The sequence below is a fragment of the Rheinheimera soli genome, from assembly GCF_031457405.1.
Classification (GTDB): domain Bacteria; phylum Pseudomonadota; class Gammaproteobacteria; order Enterobacterales; family Alteromonadaceae; genus Pararheinheimera; species Pararheinheimera soli_A.
The window spans coordinates 109,012-124,467 of the sequence record NZ_JAVDWR010000004.1; the positions used below are offsets into that span (position 1 = coordinate 109,012).

General features: G+C 46.6%; 16 protein-coding genes. 11 read left to right on the forward strand and 5 right to left on the reverse strand.

Annotated features, from left to right (window positions below):
- The first annotated feature begins 405 nt into the window (after nt 1-405).
- From petA to J2W69_RS08555, 5 genes are all read left to right on the forward strand, one after another.
- A complete protein-coding gene (petA, locus tag J2W69_RS08535; RefSeq protein WP_008899941.1) occupies nt 406-996 on the forward strand; it encodes a ubiquinol-cytochrome c reductase iron-sulfur subunit in 591 nt (196 codons plus the stop codon).
- Entirely contained in the window at nt 996-2,270 is a 1,275-nt protein-coding gene (locus J2W69_RS08540; protein ID WP_405047878.1) for a cytochrome b, read from the forward strand. Before petA ends, J2W69_RS08540 begins: the two co-directional genes overlap by 1 nt.
- Nucleotides 2,270-3,007, forward strand: coding sequence for a cytochrome c1 (locus J2W69_RS08545; RefSeq protein ID WP_008899939.1), 738 nt, complete (start codon nt 2,270-2,272; stop codon nt 3,005-3,007). The genes J2W69_RS08540 and J2W69_RS08545 overlap by 1 nt, the downstream gene beginning before the upstream one ends.
- A gap of 70 nt (nt 3,008-3,077) precedes the next feature.
- Entirely contained in the window at nt 3,078-3,716 is a 639-nt protein-coding gene (gene sspA / locus J2W69_RS08550) for a stringent starvation protein SspA (protein ID WP_008899938.1), read from the forward strand.
- Nucleotides 3,716-4,171 carry a ClpXP protease specificity-enhancing factor gene (locus J2W69_RS08555; RefSeq protein WP_310276737.1) on the forward strand — a complete coding sequence of 152 codons (456 nt, stop codon included), beginning with the start codon at nt 3,716-3,718 and terminating at the stop codon, nt 4,169-4,171. The genes sspA and J2W69_RS08555 overlap by 1 nt, the downstream gene beginning before the upstream one ends.
- Before the next feature lie 9 nt (nt 4,172-4,180).
- On the opposite strand, the gene ilvY is transcribed toward J2W69_RS08555, so the two are convergent.
- A complete protein-coding gene (ilvY, locus tag J2W69_RS08560) occupies nt 4,181-5,098 on the reverse strand; it encodes an HTH-type transcriptional activator IlvY (RefSeq protein ID WP_310276741.1) in 918 nt (305 codons plus the stop codon).
- 148 nt (nt 5,099-5,246) lie between these two features.
- On the opposite strand from ilvY, the gene ilvC reads away from it, so the two are divergent.
- Nucleotides 5,247-6,722 (forward strand): ketol-acid reductoisomerase, encoded by a 1,476-nt coding sequence (ilvC, locus tag J2W69_RS08565; RefSeq protein WP_310276744.1) that lies wholly within the window; start codon nt 5,247-5,249, stop codon nt 6,720-6,722.
- Nucleotides 6,723-6,816: 94 nt separating this feature from the next.
- Here ilvC and J2W69_RS08570 read toward each other — a convergent pair whose 3' ends face one another.
- Together J2W69_RS08570 and J2W69_RS08575 are read right to left on the reverse strand one after the other, a co-directional pair.
- Complete coding sequence (locus J2W69_RS08570) at nt 6,817-7,296, reverse strand: hypothetical protein (protein WP_310276746.1); 480 nt, start codon at nt 7,294-7,296, stop codon at nt 6,817-6,819.
- Between the two features lie 129 nt (nt 7,297-7,425).
- A complete protein-coding gene (locus J2W69_RS08575; protein ID WP_310276749.1) occupies nt 7,426-8,934 on the reverse strand; it encodes a tyrosinase family protein in 1,509 nt (502 codons plus the stop codon).
- A gap of 375 nt (nt 8,935-9,309) precedes the next feature.
- On the opposite strand from J2W69_RS08575, the gene J2W69_RS08580 reads away from it, so the two are divergent.
- The 3 genes from J2W69_RS08580 (at nt 9,310) to J2W69_RS08590 (ending at nt 11,929) form a co-directional block, all read left to right on the forward strand.
- Complete coding sequence (locus J2W69_RS08580; RefSeq protein WP_310276751.1) at nt 9,310-9,735, forward strand: methylglyoxal synthase; 426 nt, start codon at nt 9,310-9,312, stop codon at nt 9,733-9,735.
- Nucleotides 9,736-9,826: 91 nt separating this feature from the next.
- A complete protein-coding gene (locus tag J2W69_RS08585) occupies nt 9,827-10,891 on the forward strand; it encodes a YjgN family protein (RefSeq protein WP_310276754.1) in 1,065 nt (354 codons plus the stop codon).
- 6 nt (nt 10,892-10,897) lie between these two features.
- Complete coding sequence (locus J2W69_RS08590) at nt 10,898-11,929, forward strand: M48 family metallopeptidase (RefSeq protein WP_310276757.1); 1,032 nt, start codon at nt 10,898-10,900, stop codon at nt 11,927-11,929.
- Between the two features lie 15 nt (nt 11,930-11,944).
- Here the strand turns inward: J2W69_RS08590 and J2W69_RS08595 are convergent, their stop codons facing one another.
- Nucleotides 11,945-12,952, reverse strand: a complete 1,008-nt coding sequence (locus tag J2W69_RS08595; RefSeq protein ID WP_310276760.1) for a zinc-binding alcohol dehydrogenase family protein — start codon at nt 12,950-12,952, stop codon at nt 11,945-11,947.
- 96 nt (nt 12,953-13,048) lie between these two features.
- On the opposite strand from J2W69_RS08595, the gene J2W69_RS08600 reads away from it, so the two are divergent.
- Together J2W69_RS08600 and J2W69_RS08605 are read left to right on the forward strand one after the other, a co-directional pair.
- Entirely contained in the window at nt 13,049-13,954 is a 906-nt protein-coding gene (locus J2W69_RS08600) for a LysR family transcriptional regulator (RefSeq protein ID WP_310276764.1), read from the forward strand.
- A gap of 50 nt (nt 13,955-14,004) precedes the next feature.
- Nucleotides 14,005-14,592: a GNAT family N-acetyltransferase gene (locus tag J2W69_RS08605; protein WP_310276768.1), complete on the forward strand. Its 588-nt coding sequence runs from the start codon at nt 14,005-14,007 to the stop codon at nt 14,590-14,592.
- Nucleotides 14,593-14,648: 56 nt separating this feature from the next.
- On the opposite strand, the gene J2W69_RS08610 is transcribed toward J2W69_RS08605, so the two are convergent.
- Nucleotides 14,649-15,389, reverse strand: a complete 741-nt coding sequence (locus J2W69_RS08610; RefSeq protein ID WP_310276771.1) for a DedA family protein — start codon at nt 15,387-15,389, stop codon at nt 14,649-14,651.
- Between the last annotated feature and the right edge of the window lie 67 nt (nt 15,390-15,456).

A 15,456-nucleotide genomic window follows, 5' to 3' on the forward strand; every position in this document is an offset into this window, starting at 1 on the left:
CCCGGTCTTGTACCGGGTTTTTTATTCTCAAATTTTAAATAACTGGTTCGGAACAAACTTCTGTTGTGCAATGCTGCGTATAGACTCATGACATCAGAGGTTAGCTTGCCAGTGTTTTATCTCTTCAGGTTCCGTATTTTCTTCTGTCCAGTGTTATTTGAGCGGCGTCTTATCATGACAGAAATGTCTTTTTCCGGTTAAAACATGGTGATGCAAAGTTTTACTGACTATTCTGGTTCGGTGTTTCGTCGAAAAACTAGTGTCATAACAAAGAGAATTCGGCTAAATCCTTGTGTAAAGCAGGGCTTTTCATTATGATCCGCCGTATTTTTCAACTTATAATAATCGCTGTAATTCAGCCGCTTAAAATATCAGTATTTAAGCGTTTAACGTGGAGATGAGTGGATGAGCAATGCGCCTGTAGATCATGGTCGCCGTCGCTTTCTGACCATAGCAACTTCTGTAGTTGGTGGGGTTGGTGCGATTGGAGCTGCTGTTCCCTTTATTGCTTCCTGGAATCCGAGTGAAAAAGCTAAACAAGCTGGTGCTGCAGTCACCGCTGACATTAGCAAACTCGAAGACGGGCAGTTAATTCGGGTTGAGTGGCGGGGCAAGCCGGTATGGATAGTCAAGCGGACTCCAGCCATGCTGGAAACTTTGACTAAATTTGATGATAAGCTTCGTGATCCTGCATCTGAAGAACCACAACAGCCTGATTATGCAAAAAATACTCACCGTTCGAAAAAGCCAGAAATTTTTGTGGCTGTGGGGATCTGTACTCACCTGGGTTGTTCCCCAACTTACATTATGAAAGACTTCGAGGCTCAGGTTGAAGGTATGCCTTCAGGTTTCTTCTGTCCATGTCACGGTTCTACTTATGATATGGCTGGACGGGTATTCTCCGGTGTTCCGGCACCAACAAACCTGATGATCCCACCTTATATGTTTGTCGATGACACCACCATTATCATTGGTGAAGATGAGGGGACAGCTTAATGTTTAAAAACCTGATGAGCTGGATTGAGTACCGTATGCCATTTATGGAGAAAATGAATCTCCATGTGATGCAGTACCCGGCGCCAAAAAACTTTAACTTCTGGTACTTCTTTGGTTCTTTAGCCATGTTAGTACTGGTGAACCAAATCCTGACTGGTATCTGGTTAACGATGAACTTCGTGCCAAGTGCCGAAGGCGCATTCGCTTCTGTTGAATACATCATGCGTGATGTGGAGTACGGCTGGCTGCTGCGTTACATGCACTCTACCGGTGCTTCTGCCTTCTTTGTTGTTGTTTACCTGCACATGCTGCGTGGCATGATGTACGGCTCCTACCAGAAACCAAGGGAACTGCTGTGGATCTTCGGTATGCTGATTTTCTTAGTCTTAATGGCTGAAGCCTTTATGGGTTATTTATTACCCTGGGGTCAGATGTCATTCTGGGGTGCTCAGGTTATTATCTCGATCTTCGGTGTTATTCCGGTGATTGGTGATGATTTAACGCTGTGGATCCGTGGTGACTACGTGATTTCCGGTGCAACTTTAAACCGTTTCTTTGCCTTACACGTGATTGCATTACCATTGGTACTGGTTGTTCTGGTGTTCCTGCACATCATTGCTCTGCATGAAGTGGGTTCAAACAACCCTGATGGTATAGATGTAAAACGTGAGAATAACGGCGAAAAAATCGAAAACAACGTCTCAGACAAGTTTACCTTTCATCAGTACTTCACTAAAGGCGGTAAAAAAATTATCGTTGATGCTATTCCTTTCCACCCTTACTACACGGTGAAAGACATAGTAGGTGTGGTTGGTTTCCTGTTTATTTTCTGTTTTGTGATCTTCTTTGCACCTGAAGGTGGTGGTTACTTCTTAGAGCCGCCAAACTTTGAGCCGGCAAACCCAATGAAAACGCCTGACCATATAGCGCCGGTCTGGTACTTCACGCCTTTCTACGCCATTTTACGTGCTGTGCCTGATCAGCTGTTTGGTGCGATCTTTATGTTCCTGGCTATTCTGTTCCTGGCTCTGTTGCCTTGGTTGGATCGTTGCCCGGTGCGTTCTATCCGTTACCGCAGCACTTTGCACAAAGCAAACCTGATCATGTTCTGCATCAGCTTTGTCGCCTTAGGTGTATTAGGTGTGTTACCAGCGACTCCATTTTATACCTTGTTAGCGCAGATTTTCTCTTTCACTTATTTTGCTTACTTTGGCCTGTTATGGTTCTACAGCAAAAATGAGAAAACCAAGCCGTTGCCAGTGAGGTTATCCTGATGATTAAAAAGTTATTTACTGTATTAGCGCTGGTCGCATCCAGCGCCGCTATGGCGGCAGGTCCAACAGTGCCTCTGGATAAAGCACCTATAGATTTGACAGACAAAGAGTCGCTGCAACGTGGTGCCCGCATCTTCCAGAACTATTGTCTGGGTTGTCACCAAATGGAGTACCAGCGTTATTCACGTACCTTTCGTGATTTAGGTATTCCGGAAGATATTGGTATGGAAACTTTAGGTTTCACGGCCAATAAAGTCGGTGACCATATTAAAAATGCTGCACCTAAAGCGGATCTGGCAAACTGGTTTGGTGCTGCACCACCAGATTTAACCAACGTGGCCCGTGTGCGTGGACCAGACTGGTTGTACACTTATATGCGTTCTTTTTATGCAGATCCAACCCGTCCATTTGGTGTGAACAACGAAGTTTTCCCTATGGTCGGTATGCCTCATGTGTTACAGGAGCTGCAGGGTATTCCTTACAAAGCCACTGAAACACGTTTAGTTGATGGTGTATCAACAGAAGTTTATGTAGGTATTAAAACAGATGGTTCTGGTGAGTTAAGCACTGAAGAGTACGACAGTGCCATGGCTGATCTGGTGAACTATCTGGAATACGTAGGTGAGCCTTCCAAACTGGAATCGCGTAGCTTAGGTATTAAAGTTCTGATCTTCTTAGGTATTTTCTTTATCTTCGCTTTTCTGCTGAAGAAAGAATACTGGAGAGACGTCCACTAAGGACAAGAGAGTTAGCCTTTAAAGGGGCCGAGAGGCCCCTTTGTATTTTTGCTTATAACCGGAGGATCCTATGGCGATTTCTGCCAACAGACGTGCTGTAATGACCTTGTTTTCAACAGCCAATGACATGTACTGTCATCAGGTCAGAATGGTACTGGCGGAGAAAGGCGTCACAGTTGATATTATTCAGGTCAGTACAGATAGCCTGCCTGAAGATGTCTACGAGGTTAATCCTTATGGTTCTTTGCCCACTTTGATGGACAGAGATTTAGCTTTATTTAAAGCCGATATTATTAACGAATACCTGGACGAGCGTTTCCCACACCCACCATTAATGCCTGTCTATCCTGTGGCCCGTGCTAATGCCCGTTTAATGATGCATCGCATCGAAAAAGACTGGTATGGTTTAGCGGACAAAATTCTGAAAAATGCTCCGGATGCTGCTATAGCGCGCCGTGATCTGCGGGAAGGTTTGCTGGCTATGGCACCTTTGTTCCAGGAGCATCCGTATTTTATGAGTGAAGAGTACAGCCTGATTGATTGTTATCTGGCAGCTTTGTTGTGGCGTTTGCCATTGCTCGATATTGAACTGACCGGAACCGGCAGCAAGTTATTGCAAACTTATATGACCCGTATTTTTGAACGCGACGGTTTTCAGCAATCTTTAACTGAAGCCGAGCGTGAAATCCGTCGGGGGCGTGGTTACTGATGGATATGACCCCGAATAAGCCTTATTTAATCCGGGCTTTTTACGAATGGATAGTGGATAACAACTTAACGCCTTATCTGGTAGTGAATACCAGTATTCAGGGCTGCAAAGTACCAACCCAGCATATTCAGAACGGCCAGATTGTGCTGAATATTCTGCCTTCGGCAGTAGGTAATATGTTGATGGGTAATGATGTGATTACCTTTAACGCCCGTTTTGGTGGTAAACCTTTTGCTCTGACTGTCCCCATCAAGGCTGTTTTAGCTATTTATGCGCGTGAAAACGGTGCAGGCACCATGTTTGATGCAGAAGATGATGGCGATGAAGATATGCATCACCCGAACTCTGTAGCAGATGGCGAAGCCATGGACAGTGCCTTGCAGAATGGATCAGATGACGAACCGACCGATCCAAATAAAGGCAAAAAAGTGTCTCACCTTCGGGTGATCAAATAAGCATCTGAGTTAAATCAGCTCAGATGCGACCTGCCAGAATGCTCTTAACAGCGGCTCATGCAGCCGCTTCGATAAGATACACAAACCTAAATCAAAAGGGGCGAACTCATCGCCCTGAGTTAAATAACGCACTCTGTCCCGCGCCGGGCTTTGCTGCGCCACTATAGCGGGCACCAAAGCCACGCCGGTGCCTAAAGCCACCATACTGACCATAGCTTCATGACCTTCTACTTTGGCGACCACTTTGGGCTCGGTAATACGGGCTTTGCGCCACAACTCAAAACGACTACGCACAGGACCATGCTCAGGCAGAATAAAAGGCACCTGCTCCCAGGGAATTGGGCTTTGATTGAGCAAATCGTTGGTTTTGCAGGGGATCACCGGTGCTATCAATTGCAGCGGTACTTTGGCGATACTGCGAAACGCCATATTCAGCGGAAAATGCTCCGGGTAGACAGCCAAAGCTATATCGGCTTCATCTTGTTTTACTTTCTCCAAAGCTGCAGAGGCGTCTCCTGTAATGAGCTTAATCTCTGCCAAAGGGCACACCAGCCGGAATTTATCCAATATAGCGGGCAGATGGCTGAAGCTGGCGGTGACAGTGCAAAACAGCCGGATTTCACCGCTTAGCGACGCACTGGTTTCACTCAGAGCAATTTGCAGCTGATGCCATTGCTCTAAATAATTTTTCACGAAACTCTGCACTTTTTGGCCCGCCAAGGTCAGCCGCACCGATCTGTTATCGCGTTGAAATAATTCGACGCTTAACTCTTCTTCCATTCGCTGGATCACCCGGCTTAAGGTGGAAGGGCTGACATACATTTGTTCGCTGGTGCGGGCGAAGTTCAGGCTGCTGGCCAGATGCAAAAAAAGCTGAGCGTTGCGAATATCCATGTCAGTCTCTGTAGCAAAGAGTTGGTGTTGCATAAAGTGAAATACTGTATTGTGAATATATCACTTCACGCAATCATTGCACTGTTTTATTCTCGGTAGCATCAAAACAGTGCATGACCTCTCTGCCCTGTTACGCTGAGCCCAACAGATAGCCAGCTAAAAGAATTCGTCAGGATTTGTTATGAGTAACTACTTCAATACATTAAATTTGCGTCAGCAGTTAAAACAGTTAGGTAAATGCCGTTTTATGGCCAAAGAAGAGTTTGCTAAAGGCTCTGAGTTATTAAAAGGCTGGAAAGTGGTGATCGTAGGTTGTGGCGCTCAGGGCTTAAACCAGGGCCTGAATATGCGTGACTCAGGCATTGATATCTCTTATGCCTTACGTGCCGAAGCTATTGCCGCCAAACGTAAGTCGTTCCAGAATGCTTCTGACAATGGTTTTAAAGTAGGTACTTACGAAGAGTTAATCCCCACTGCAGATTTAGTATTAAACCTGACACCGGATAAGCAGCATACGTCAGTGGTTAAAGCTGTGATGCCGCTGATGAAACAAGGTGCAACTTTAGCTTATTCGCACGGTTTCAACATTGTTGAAGAAGGCACACAAATTCGTAAAGACATCACAGTAGTGATGGTGGCGCCTAAGTGTCCTGGTACTGAAGTACGTGAAGAATACAAAAGGGGTTTTGGTGTTCCAACATTGATTGCTGTGCACCCTGAAAACGACCCTAAAGGTTTAGGTTTAGAAATTGCCAAGGCCTATGCTTCTGCAACAGGGGGCGACCGTGCCGGTGTTCTGGAATCGTCTTTTGTCGCCGAAGTGAAGTCGGATTTAATGGGCGAACAAACCATTTTATGTGGCATGTTGCAAACCGGCTCTATTCTGGCGTACGACAAGTTAGTCGCCGAAGGTGTGGAAGCAGGTTACGCAGCCAGGTTAATCCAGTTTGGCTGGGAGACTGTGACTGAAGCTTTAAAACACGGTGGTATCACTCATATGATGGACCGTTTGTCGAACCCGGCCAAAATCAAAGCTTATGATTTAGCTGAAGAGTTAAAAGTAACTTTACGTCCGCTGTTTGAAAAACATATGGACGATATCATCAGCGGTGAATTCTCCCGCACTATGATGGCCGACTGGGCCAATGATGATAAGCAACTGTTTGGCTGGCGTGAAGAAACCCGTCAATCTGGTTTTGAGAATGCACCAGTATCCAGTGAACAAATTCCTGAACAGGATTACTTCGACCGCGGTATTTTGTTTGTCGCTATGGTCAAAGCCGGTGTAGAGCTGGCGTTTGAAACCATGGTTGCTGCGGGTATTGTCGAAGAATCGGCTTACTACGAGTCATTGCATGAAACGCCGTTGATCGCCAACACCATAGCGCGTAAACGTTTGTACGAAATGAACGTGGTGATTTCAGACACTGCTGAATACGGTAATTACCTGTTCAGTAACGCTGCAGTGCCGTTGTTACGTGATTTCGTTAACACCTTAAGCACTGACTATGTAGGCAAGGGCTTAAGCTCTGCTGCCAATGGTGTAGACAATATTCGCCTGATTGCTGTGAATGAAGCAATACGCCAGCACCCTGTAGAGCTGGTTGGCAAAAAGTTAAGGGGCTATATGACCGCGATGAAAAAAATCGTCGGTTGATAGATTAACCCCAAGTACCGAGTTTTTACGTGGACCTTGGTTGTTTGCCCGGCTTTGCCGGGCTTTTTTTAACTGATATTTAACAGCTAACGAGTTAACTCCCTGAACTTATCTGAATTGGGTTCCAGCGAATTGCAACATCCTTTGGCACCAGGTGCTCTGCTGACTCCGACACTGATTCCTGAATGAGTTCAAAACAGACCCGACCCTGGCTATCCGGGATCAGTTGCTGGCCCTGCAGTGTCAACTGGACCTGTTGAGGCAATACAGAACCCTGCTCCTGTCTGTCTGGCTGCAGACCAAAGCTGTGCAGCAACAGACGGTCGCCATCTTCCCCCACTAAGAAAAGCTGAAACGCAGAACTGTAACGGTTTGAAGCCTGCTGATTACGTATTTGGATCTGCAGCCGGATATCGCCCTTTGAAACTCCGGCTTCTGTGGCAGGGTCAAGCCCGAGACATAAAGTGGCCGGCAAGCGGGCATTTTGCAATGCTGCGACCTTCTGGTCTGAGGCGGAACAAGAGTTACAGCATGCTACAGCAACCAGAGTGCTGAACAAAAGGCGGGTCATCATGGATCTACTCCAAAGGACAAACAACGGATAGTCTGGGGTAAGTATATACCTGCAGTAGCCTTGCGGTGACAGATAACTACGCCCTTGAACCCTGCAATTGCATGGCTCAAGGGCGTGCGTGAGGTGTGCTCAGACCACGACAATCTCTATGGAGGCCGGGATTATCGTCGCTCCAGCGCCATCTTTTGCTCCTTCGCGTAACACCGGCACTAACTGTACAGAGATGTTGTCTGTGGTTAACAAGCCACGCTTCGCTAAGTCACGTACAGTGTCTGTCAGTTCAATCAGGGCTGATGGTGGCGTTTTCTGATGACCTGCATGCTCGCCCTCAGCGTCTGGATGTGCAAGGAAACCTATTTCTCCCGCAAAATGTGCGCTGTCCAGTGGGGTGGTGGCTGACAATGCAGGTGCATTAACAAAAACCCGCACTGAAGAAACATCTGGCCCTACTGCCATATCACGAATGATGGCGAACACTTCCGCTGCATCCGACTGGGTTGCTGACTCAGTTGCTTGTGCCATCACCTGATTTTGCAGGGAAGCAGAGAACCGGACGCTCTTCACCAGTGGAGCTTTTAATGTCGCGGCATCTTTGTTGGCTGCAGGTAAGACACGCAACACTTCCAGGGTGTCGCTGGTGCTGCCAGCAGCAAGCAAGGATAACAGGCGGGCATCACGCACTGGATCCGCTAATAGATTGTCTGGTTTAGGCAGACCGGGATAAGTGTAGCCAAGAGCTTTGGTGTCCTGCAGATCCCGTGGATAAGCGCTATATAGCTGGCCTGTCGGGGATAAGTAATTATTTTTGAAGTTCATATTCAGCCACAAATTACGATCCGACGGCGTCATATCTGCGGTATTGCTACGACCCAACGCATTCCACACCGCCCAGATCCTATCTATATTGCTGTGGTGCATCATAAATATTGGATCCCGTGGCGAACCCGCCGTTGGCATAAAAGCACCTATCGAGTTGTGGATCAGATTATGAGGGGTAGCTTCCAGAAAACCCTGGGTGCCACCGCCTTTGACCACCCAGCTCATGTCCAGATCGCGTTGATTGGGGTTTTTGCTGGTACCAAACAATTGAAAATTTGTTTCAGCGTAGACTTTTTTCGCCAGAACATCGGGGGCTACCCAGGCATCAGGCAAAGGCCAGTTCTGTGTATTGAGTGTGCGTCCTGATACATAAAGCGGGTTGGGTTTGCCACCGTAACTTTGATCTGTAAAAGCCTTTGGCATCACCCGATCGATACTCCAGTCCCAATACGGCATAGCAAAGTCTTTTTTGCCGGTAAGGGCTATAACTGCATTCTCATACATCATGACAAACTCGCGATGCCAGGGTAAAAAATACCAGTCACCGTGTGGACAGTAACGGTAATTTCCGTTGTAAGCCCCATGCATCAGTGAATACTGCAGCCAGCTTACCGGGTCTTTCTGATTTTTGGCCTGCATCATGCCAACAAAATCGCGATAGGCCGACAGATCCGGATCGTTCAGTGCCATATTATGCAGGCTGCGCCTTACACGCAGAGTGTTTTGTGCGAAGGCGCTTAAACCTCCTATAGCACCTGAAAATACTGCTGCGGCTCCCAGGGCCAGACTTGCTTTAAGAATTGTTCTGCGTGTGACCATCGTACTCTCCATGTGAGTGAATCATCATCAGACGTCCTGTTCTGACAGAAACCGAGCACAACCACCTGGAGCGGGGGAACTCAGACTTTTATATATCAATCAGAAGTTTAACAATGCGAGCGTCTGAATAAGTTTGTTTGTACCTGTTTTTGTAAATTCCCTAAGAGTCTAATCCAGCTTGCATATACCGCAAGTATTTCGAACAAATTAATACCGAAATCAGATAATTTTTTTCTTAAGGTCTGGCGTTCAGCCTGATCCATCTGTTGCGATGCGTAGCCAGAACCAGAGTCTTCATATATCCTCTAGGCAGACCAGAAACCTGATTGGTGCAGGCGTGCTCTGAAGGATTCTGCAAATTAAAAGGGGAAACGGATGAAGACTATTGCCTTGGTTGCACATGATGGAAAAAAGGCTGAATTGCTGGAGTGGGTCAGAGCACATGCTGATTTTTTTCAGGATAAACAATTAGTGGCAACAGGCACTACAGGTCGTTTATTGAATGAAGCCTTAAACAAAGACGTCATGTGCCTCGCCAGTGGTCCTTTGGGTGGTGACCAGCAAATTGGTGCTCTAATTGCCGAACAGAAAATTGACTGGCTGGTGTTTTTTTGGGATCCACTGTCGTCTCAGCCTCATGATCCTGATGTAAAGGCGCTGATCCGTTTAGCTGTGGTCTGGAATATCCCTGTGGCCTGCAATAAAGCAACAGCGGATTTTATTGTGACCTCCAGCCTGACAGGGCAAAACTACCAGCGCACTGTGCCGGACTTTTCTCAACATAATAATAGGTTGGCTTAATCAAAACGACTTCTTCGCAGTTACAGGATATTGACAATAATTACTATTTTGGTTTAACTAGCGGCAATTTTTATTTAAAGGACAATTTCATATGGATATCCAGGATTCTGCTGCTGCATCCGCAGTAGCTGCTGCACGTCGTTCAACTGTCCAATTTTCTGGTCGTGGGGCTGAGTTTTTTGGTATCTGGATAGTGAATATCCTGCTGACTATAGTCACGCTTGGCATCTACAGTGCATGGGCAAAAGTACGAACTACCCAATACTTTTATGGCCATACCAAAGTTGATGGTCATAGTTTCCGTTATTTAGCGACCCCTATTCAAATTCTGAAAGGCCGCATCATTGCTGTTGCTGTTTTTGCATTGATTTCTGTTTTAAGCACTTTTAGTCCTTTCTTCGGTTTGATGGCTGCTTTGGCGTTTTTAATTGCGTTGCCCTGGATACTGGTACAAGGCATGAAATTTAGTTTGCGGATGACCAGCTACCGCAACGTACGTTTTGGTTTTCACGGCACTTATGGTTCTGCCTGTATTTATTACCTGTTATTGCCAATTTTAAGCGTTTTCACTTTGTATCTTGCTATGCCTTGGGCATTGAAGAAGTTGGATCAGTTTATCTTCAGCAATATCAGTTTTGGCGGTAAGCAATTAGAGGTCAGCACCCGAACTTCTACTTACTACAAAGCTGCATTAACCTCTTTTGCTGTGGCTGTTGGTTTAGGCATTGTCTGTGGTATTGCTGCTGCAGTGGCTGGTTTTGCTATGCCAGAGCCTGAAGCGGGTTTCAGTATGGCTCTGTTCCTGTTGTACGTGGCTTTTTTTGGCATCTTTATGCTGGCAGGTGCGGTGTACACCGCTATGATCCGTAATCATTTGCTGAACTCAACCCTTTTACCACAAACAGCTGAACTGCATTCGAATTTAGAGGCCGTTGATTTAGTTTGGGTGACTACGACCAATATGCTGTTGGTGTTGTTTACTTTAGGTTTGGCTTATCCATGGACAAAAGTGCGTATGACCGCTTTACTTGCGGCTGCCACAGAAGTCACAGTTTATCCGGCTATGGATAATCTGACTGATCCGTTGCAACAGAATTCATCTGTTTTTGCTGAACAGGCTGCCGATCTGTTTGACGTTGATTTATCCCTGACTTAACAGCAGATGATCACTGTTAAAGGAAAGCTTCAACAAGCCGCCAGTACTGAACACTGTGCGGCGCTGTTGCATTTAACCGAACAGGGACTTGTTCAGCTGTATGCTGAGCAAGACAACTCACTTTTGATGGAAGTCGCAGCAGACCAGTATCAAATGGCTGAAGTGTTGCCTGGCTTGCCTGCCGAGTTGTTGTTTAATACTGGTGCCGTATTCTCACCGGATGACTCCAACTGGCGTTGGCCTAAAGGGGGGCGTCAGAATGTGACTCTCAAACTGGAAACCAATAAGTCACTTATTGTGTTGTCAGTGATAGCAGTTCCGATACTGATCTGGTGGTTAACTGCAGTAGGTTTGCCCAAAGCAGCCACAGCGATGGTGCCATTCATCCCTGTTGCTGTTGAAGAAAGTATTGGTAAACAAAGTATGCAGGTGTTTGACCGTACTTTGTTATCTGACTCTGAACTCAGCCCGCAATTGCAGCAATCAATCCGCAGCCAGTGGCAACAGGCTGTGGAGCAACTGCAGTTAAACAGCGGCTATCAGTATCAATTGCATTTTCGATCCAGTAAAACGCTGGGAGCCAATGCTTTTGCTTTACCTGGTGGTTACCTGACTATTACCGATGAACTGGTCAGGCGGCTGGAAACAAAACCGGACGCTATTCTGGCTGTTTTACTGCATGAAGTAGGGCATGTAGAGCATCGACATGGTATGACGCTGGCTGCTCAGGCGACTGCCAGTACTATAGTGATGTCAGTGTTATTCAGTGATCTGGAAGGGATCACCGAAGCTGTGTTGGGTACTGGTACTTCACTGGTTCAATCTGCTTTTTCCAGAGATATGGAACGTCAGGCCGATTATTTTTCCACTAAAGCTTTAGTAAAACTCAACAAGTCGCCTCATGCTTTTGTTGAAGCTATGCTGGCTCTGACCAAAGGCCAGCCAAAAGAACAGCTGTCGCCCTGGCTGGAGTATTTAAGTTCGCATCCGGATACCAAAGAGCGGATTGAAAAGGCCAGGCAACAAGCGCAGCCTTAAGCTCTGTTAAGCGGTTTAAAAACCGCTTAACACCAGTTTGCCTATAGTTTGTTGGCTTTCGATCAATTGATGAGCCCTGCGCAGGTTTTCGGCATTAATCTTGCCAAAATCTGAGTTTAAGGTGGTTTTTAACTGGCCTGCATCTACCATATCTGCAACCTGCCGCAATAACTGCTGTTGTGCATTCATATCTTCGGTTTGATACAAAGAACGGGTAAACATCAGTTCCCAGTGCAGAGATATACTTTTTCGTTTCAGTTGTCGCACATCTATAGGTTCCGGATCGTCAATCAAAGCCAGTTTACCCTGAGGTTTGATCAGCTCCAGAATGTCGTTAAAGTGATGATCGGTATGAGTCAGACTGATCACATAATCCACTTCAGCCAGACCCAGCTCTTTTAACTGCGCAGCCATCGGCTTTTTATGATCCAGTACTAAATCTGCACCTAAGGTTTTGATCCATTCGGCGCTTTCTGCTCTGGACGCAGTGCCAATAATGGTTAACTGAGTTTTATGCTTTGCCAGTTGCAGCAGCACTGAACCTACACCCCCTGCAGCACCAATCACCAATAGTGATTTGTGTTTGGTGTTGTGGGCATGCAGTTCCAGCCGGTCGAATAACAGCTCCCATGCAGTAATGGCCGTTAAAGGTAAAGCTGCGGCTTCGCTAAAACTTAAACTCTTTGGTTTGTGGCTGACGATACGTTGGTCCACCAACTGAAACTCGCTGTTTGAGCCTGGTTTATCAATAGCACCTGCGTACCAGACTTCATCACCTGCCTCAAAGCCCGTTACTGCGCTACCCACTGAGACCACAACTCCAGCAGCGTCCCAGCCAAGGACTTTTGGCTGACCCTCTGTATCAACATTACGACGGATTTTGGTATCAACCGGATTTACAGAAACCGCCTCTACTGCGATCAACAAATCGTTCTCACCGGGTGTTGGGGTCGGCAGCTCTGTATCGTATAAAGACAAAGGGTCTGTGGCTGGTAAATTCTGGTTATAGACTATGGCTTTCATCTGGAGGCTCCATTGGATTGATGTCTCTAGTTTAAAGGGACTAACTATCTAGAAAAACATGCTAAATTTGGATTAAGTTTCAAAAAATATTTGATAATGATGCTCAGAACCGACGATTTACAACTTTTTGTGCTGACAGCTGACTTAGGTTCTATCTCCGCTGCTGCGCGTGAACTGGGCCTTTCCCCTGCACTGGCGAGTGTGGCGTTAAAGCGGCTGGAACAGCAGCTTAATACTGTGCTTATTTTACGTTCTACCCGCAGTTTAAGGCTGACCACTGCAGGTATGGTTTATCTGGAGTATGCGCGACAGGCGATCCAGCTGTTAGGACAAGGGCAGCAGTTATTGCAACTGGGCAAAGAGCAATTATCCGGTGAATTGACCTTGTCTGTGCCGTCGGATTTTGGTCGAAATAATCTGGTGTTATGGCTGGCTGAGTTTCAACAGCAACATCCTAAACTTCAGCTGAAAATTCGTATCAGTGACAGGCTGGCAGATTTAGGTCGTCAGCCGGTGGATCTGGTTTTACGTTATGGTGAACCTAAAGATTCGCAGTTGATTGCTATGCCTCTGGTACCGGACAATCACAGGGTACTTTGTGCTTCCCCTGAGTATATTCGCCGTGTTGGTGCACCAGAGCGACCAGAAGATTTAGGTTCTCATCAGGTGTTACAGCTGGTGCTGGGAGATGCTGTGCATAGCAAATGGCAATTCTGGCTGGATGAGCAATTGCAGCAGGTTCAGGTACGTGGCGCTTTAGTGGCAGACGATGGTGATGTAGTGCGGCGCTGGGCTGTGGCGGGCTTAGGTATTGCTTATAAATCCCGTTTAGATATTCTGTCTGACTTGCGCAGTGGCGCTTTGGTGAAATTATTGCCTGATTATCAAACCGAACAGGCGCCTCTGTATTTGCTGGCAGTACAGCGTTTATCTTCATCCCCCATACTCAAAGCCTTGTCAGAGTTTTTAGTGCAAAAGTTGCGGTTGTATTGGCAAGGCTGAAGACAGGATCACTTAAAAGGGAGAAAACTAAAAATGACAGGACTAACAGCATGACATGGTTACACAACGAGGTATTAGAAGGTGAGTTTGTAAAACTGGAGCCTCTGGCCGAACGGCATGTAGCAGATTTGCAACAGGCCGTTGCTGATGGCGAAAGCTGGAAACTCTGGTATGCCATGGTGCCAACAGTCGAAGAGATGCCGGCTTACGTGCAGGCTGCTTTGGCAGGTAAAGCTAAAGGTGATGCACCTTATGTGGTGCGTAGCAAAAACACCGGTCAGATTGTAGGGACCAGTCGTTATTATATGGTCGACGCGGCCAATAAAAGAGCTTTGATTGGTTACACCTGGTATGCAGAGTCTGTGCGGCGCACTCCTATTAATACCGAAGCTAAATTACTGTTATTACAAAATTTATTTGAACGGCATGGTGCTATAGCAGTGGAGTTTCGCACCCACTTTTTTAATCAGACTTCACGCAAAGCCATAGAGCGTTTAGGTGCAAAAATGGATGGTATCTTACGCCAGCATATGATTTTAAAAGACGGCTCAGTGCGTGACACTGTCGTCTATTCCATCATAGCCGCAGAATGGCCGACAGTCAGACGGCATTTATTGTCGAAATTAGGTCGGGACTAAGGCGTCAAAAGTAGGATGCAATCGCCACGTAGTGGCATTGCATCATTCTCATAGGATCAGAACATCAGCCCGGATAACTCTTTTAAGTACAAAGGTGTAGCCGGATGCTGGCTTAATTCAAAAAACAAAAAAGCCGTCAGGAAGATACTGACTAAAGAGCCCCAGAACCAGTGGCGTTTTGGCTGGTCCTGCTCATTGTGTTGTAAGTACTTTTTCAGTAAATAACTGCTCACTACAGCCAATAGCACTGAAGCTGCTAACAGGCTGTAAAACAACGTCAGGTTGGTGCCTTTGAGTTGCCACGCCACACCAGCCAGAATACCCGGCAGGAAATAAACCACTGGCCATAAGACACAAGCCAGAGTGGCCGCAGGGAAATAACGCGAAGCTGGCAGTTTTAACATGCCTGCTAACAGAGGTAATAAAGGCCGGCTTGGGCCAATAAAACGCCCTGCAACTATCGCCAGCCACACATTGTTTTCTAAAGCGCCGCCTATTTTATTCAGCTCGTTTTGCTGGCGGGATAACCAATTCCAGCCCTCCAACTGAGGTCTGAATTTGCGCCCTGCCAGATAAGACAATGAATCTCCAACCAACCCCGCCACTGCTGCAATCAGACAGGCGGTCCAGAACTCCATTTGCTCAGCACCAATCAGTACACCAAAGCTAAACATCAGCGCTGTGCCAGGCACTAACAAACCCAATACAGCCACAGACTCCGCAAAAGTCAGCAGAAATAAAATCAGCAGGGCATAAGCCTGATAGTCAGTCAGCAACTGCTGTAACCATTGTTCCATCTGGCACTCACATCGATTGAGAAAAGCCTTTATTAAGGCAGTATCAGGGCTGAGGCGGGCATATTCA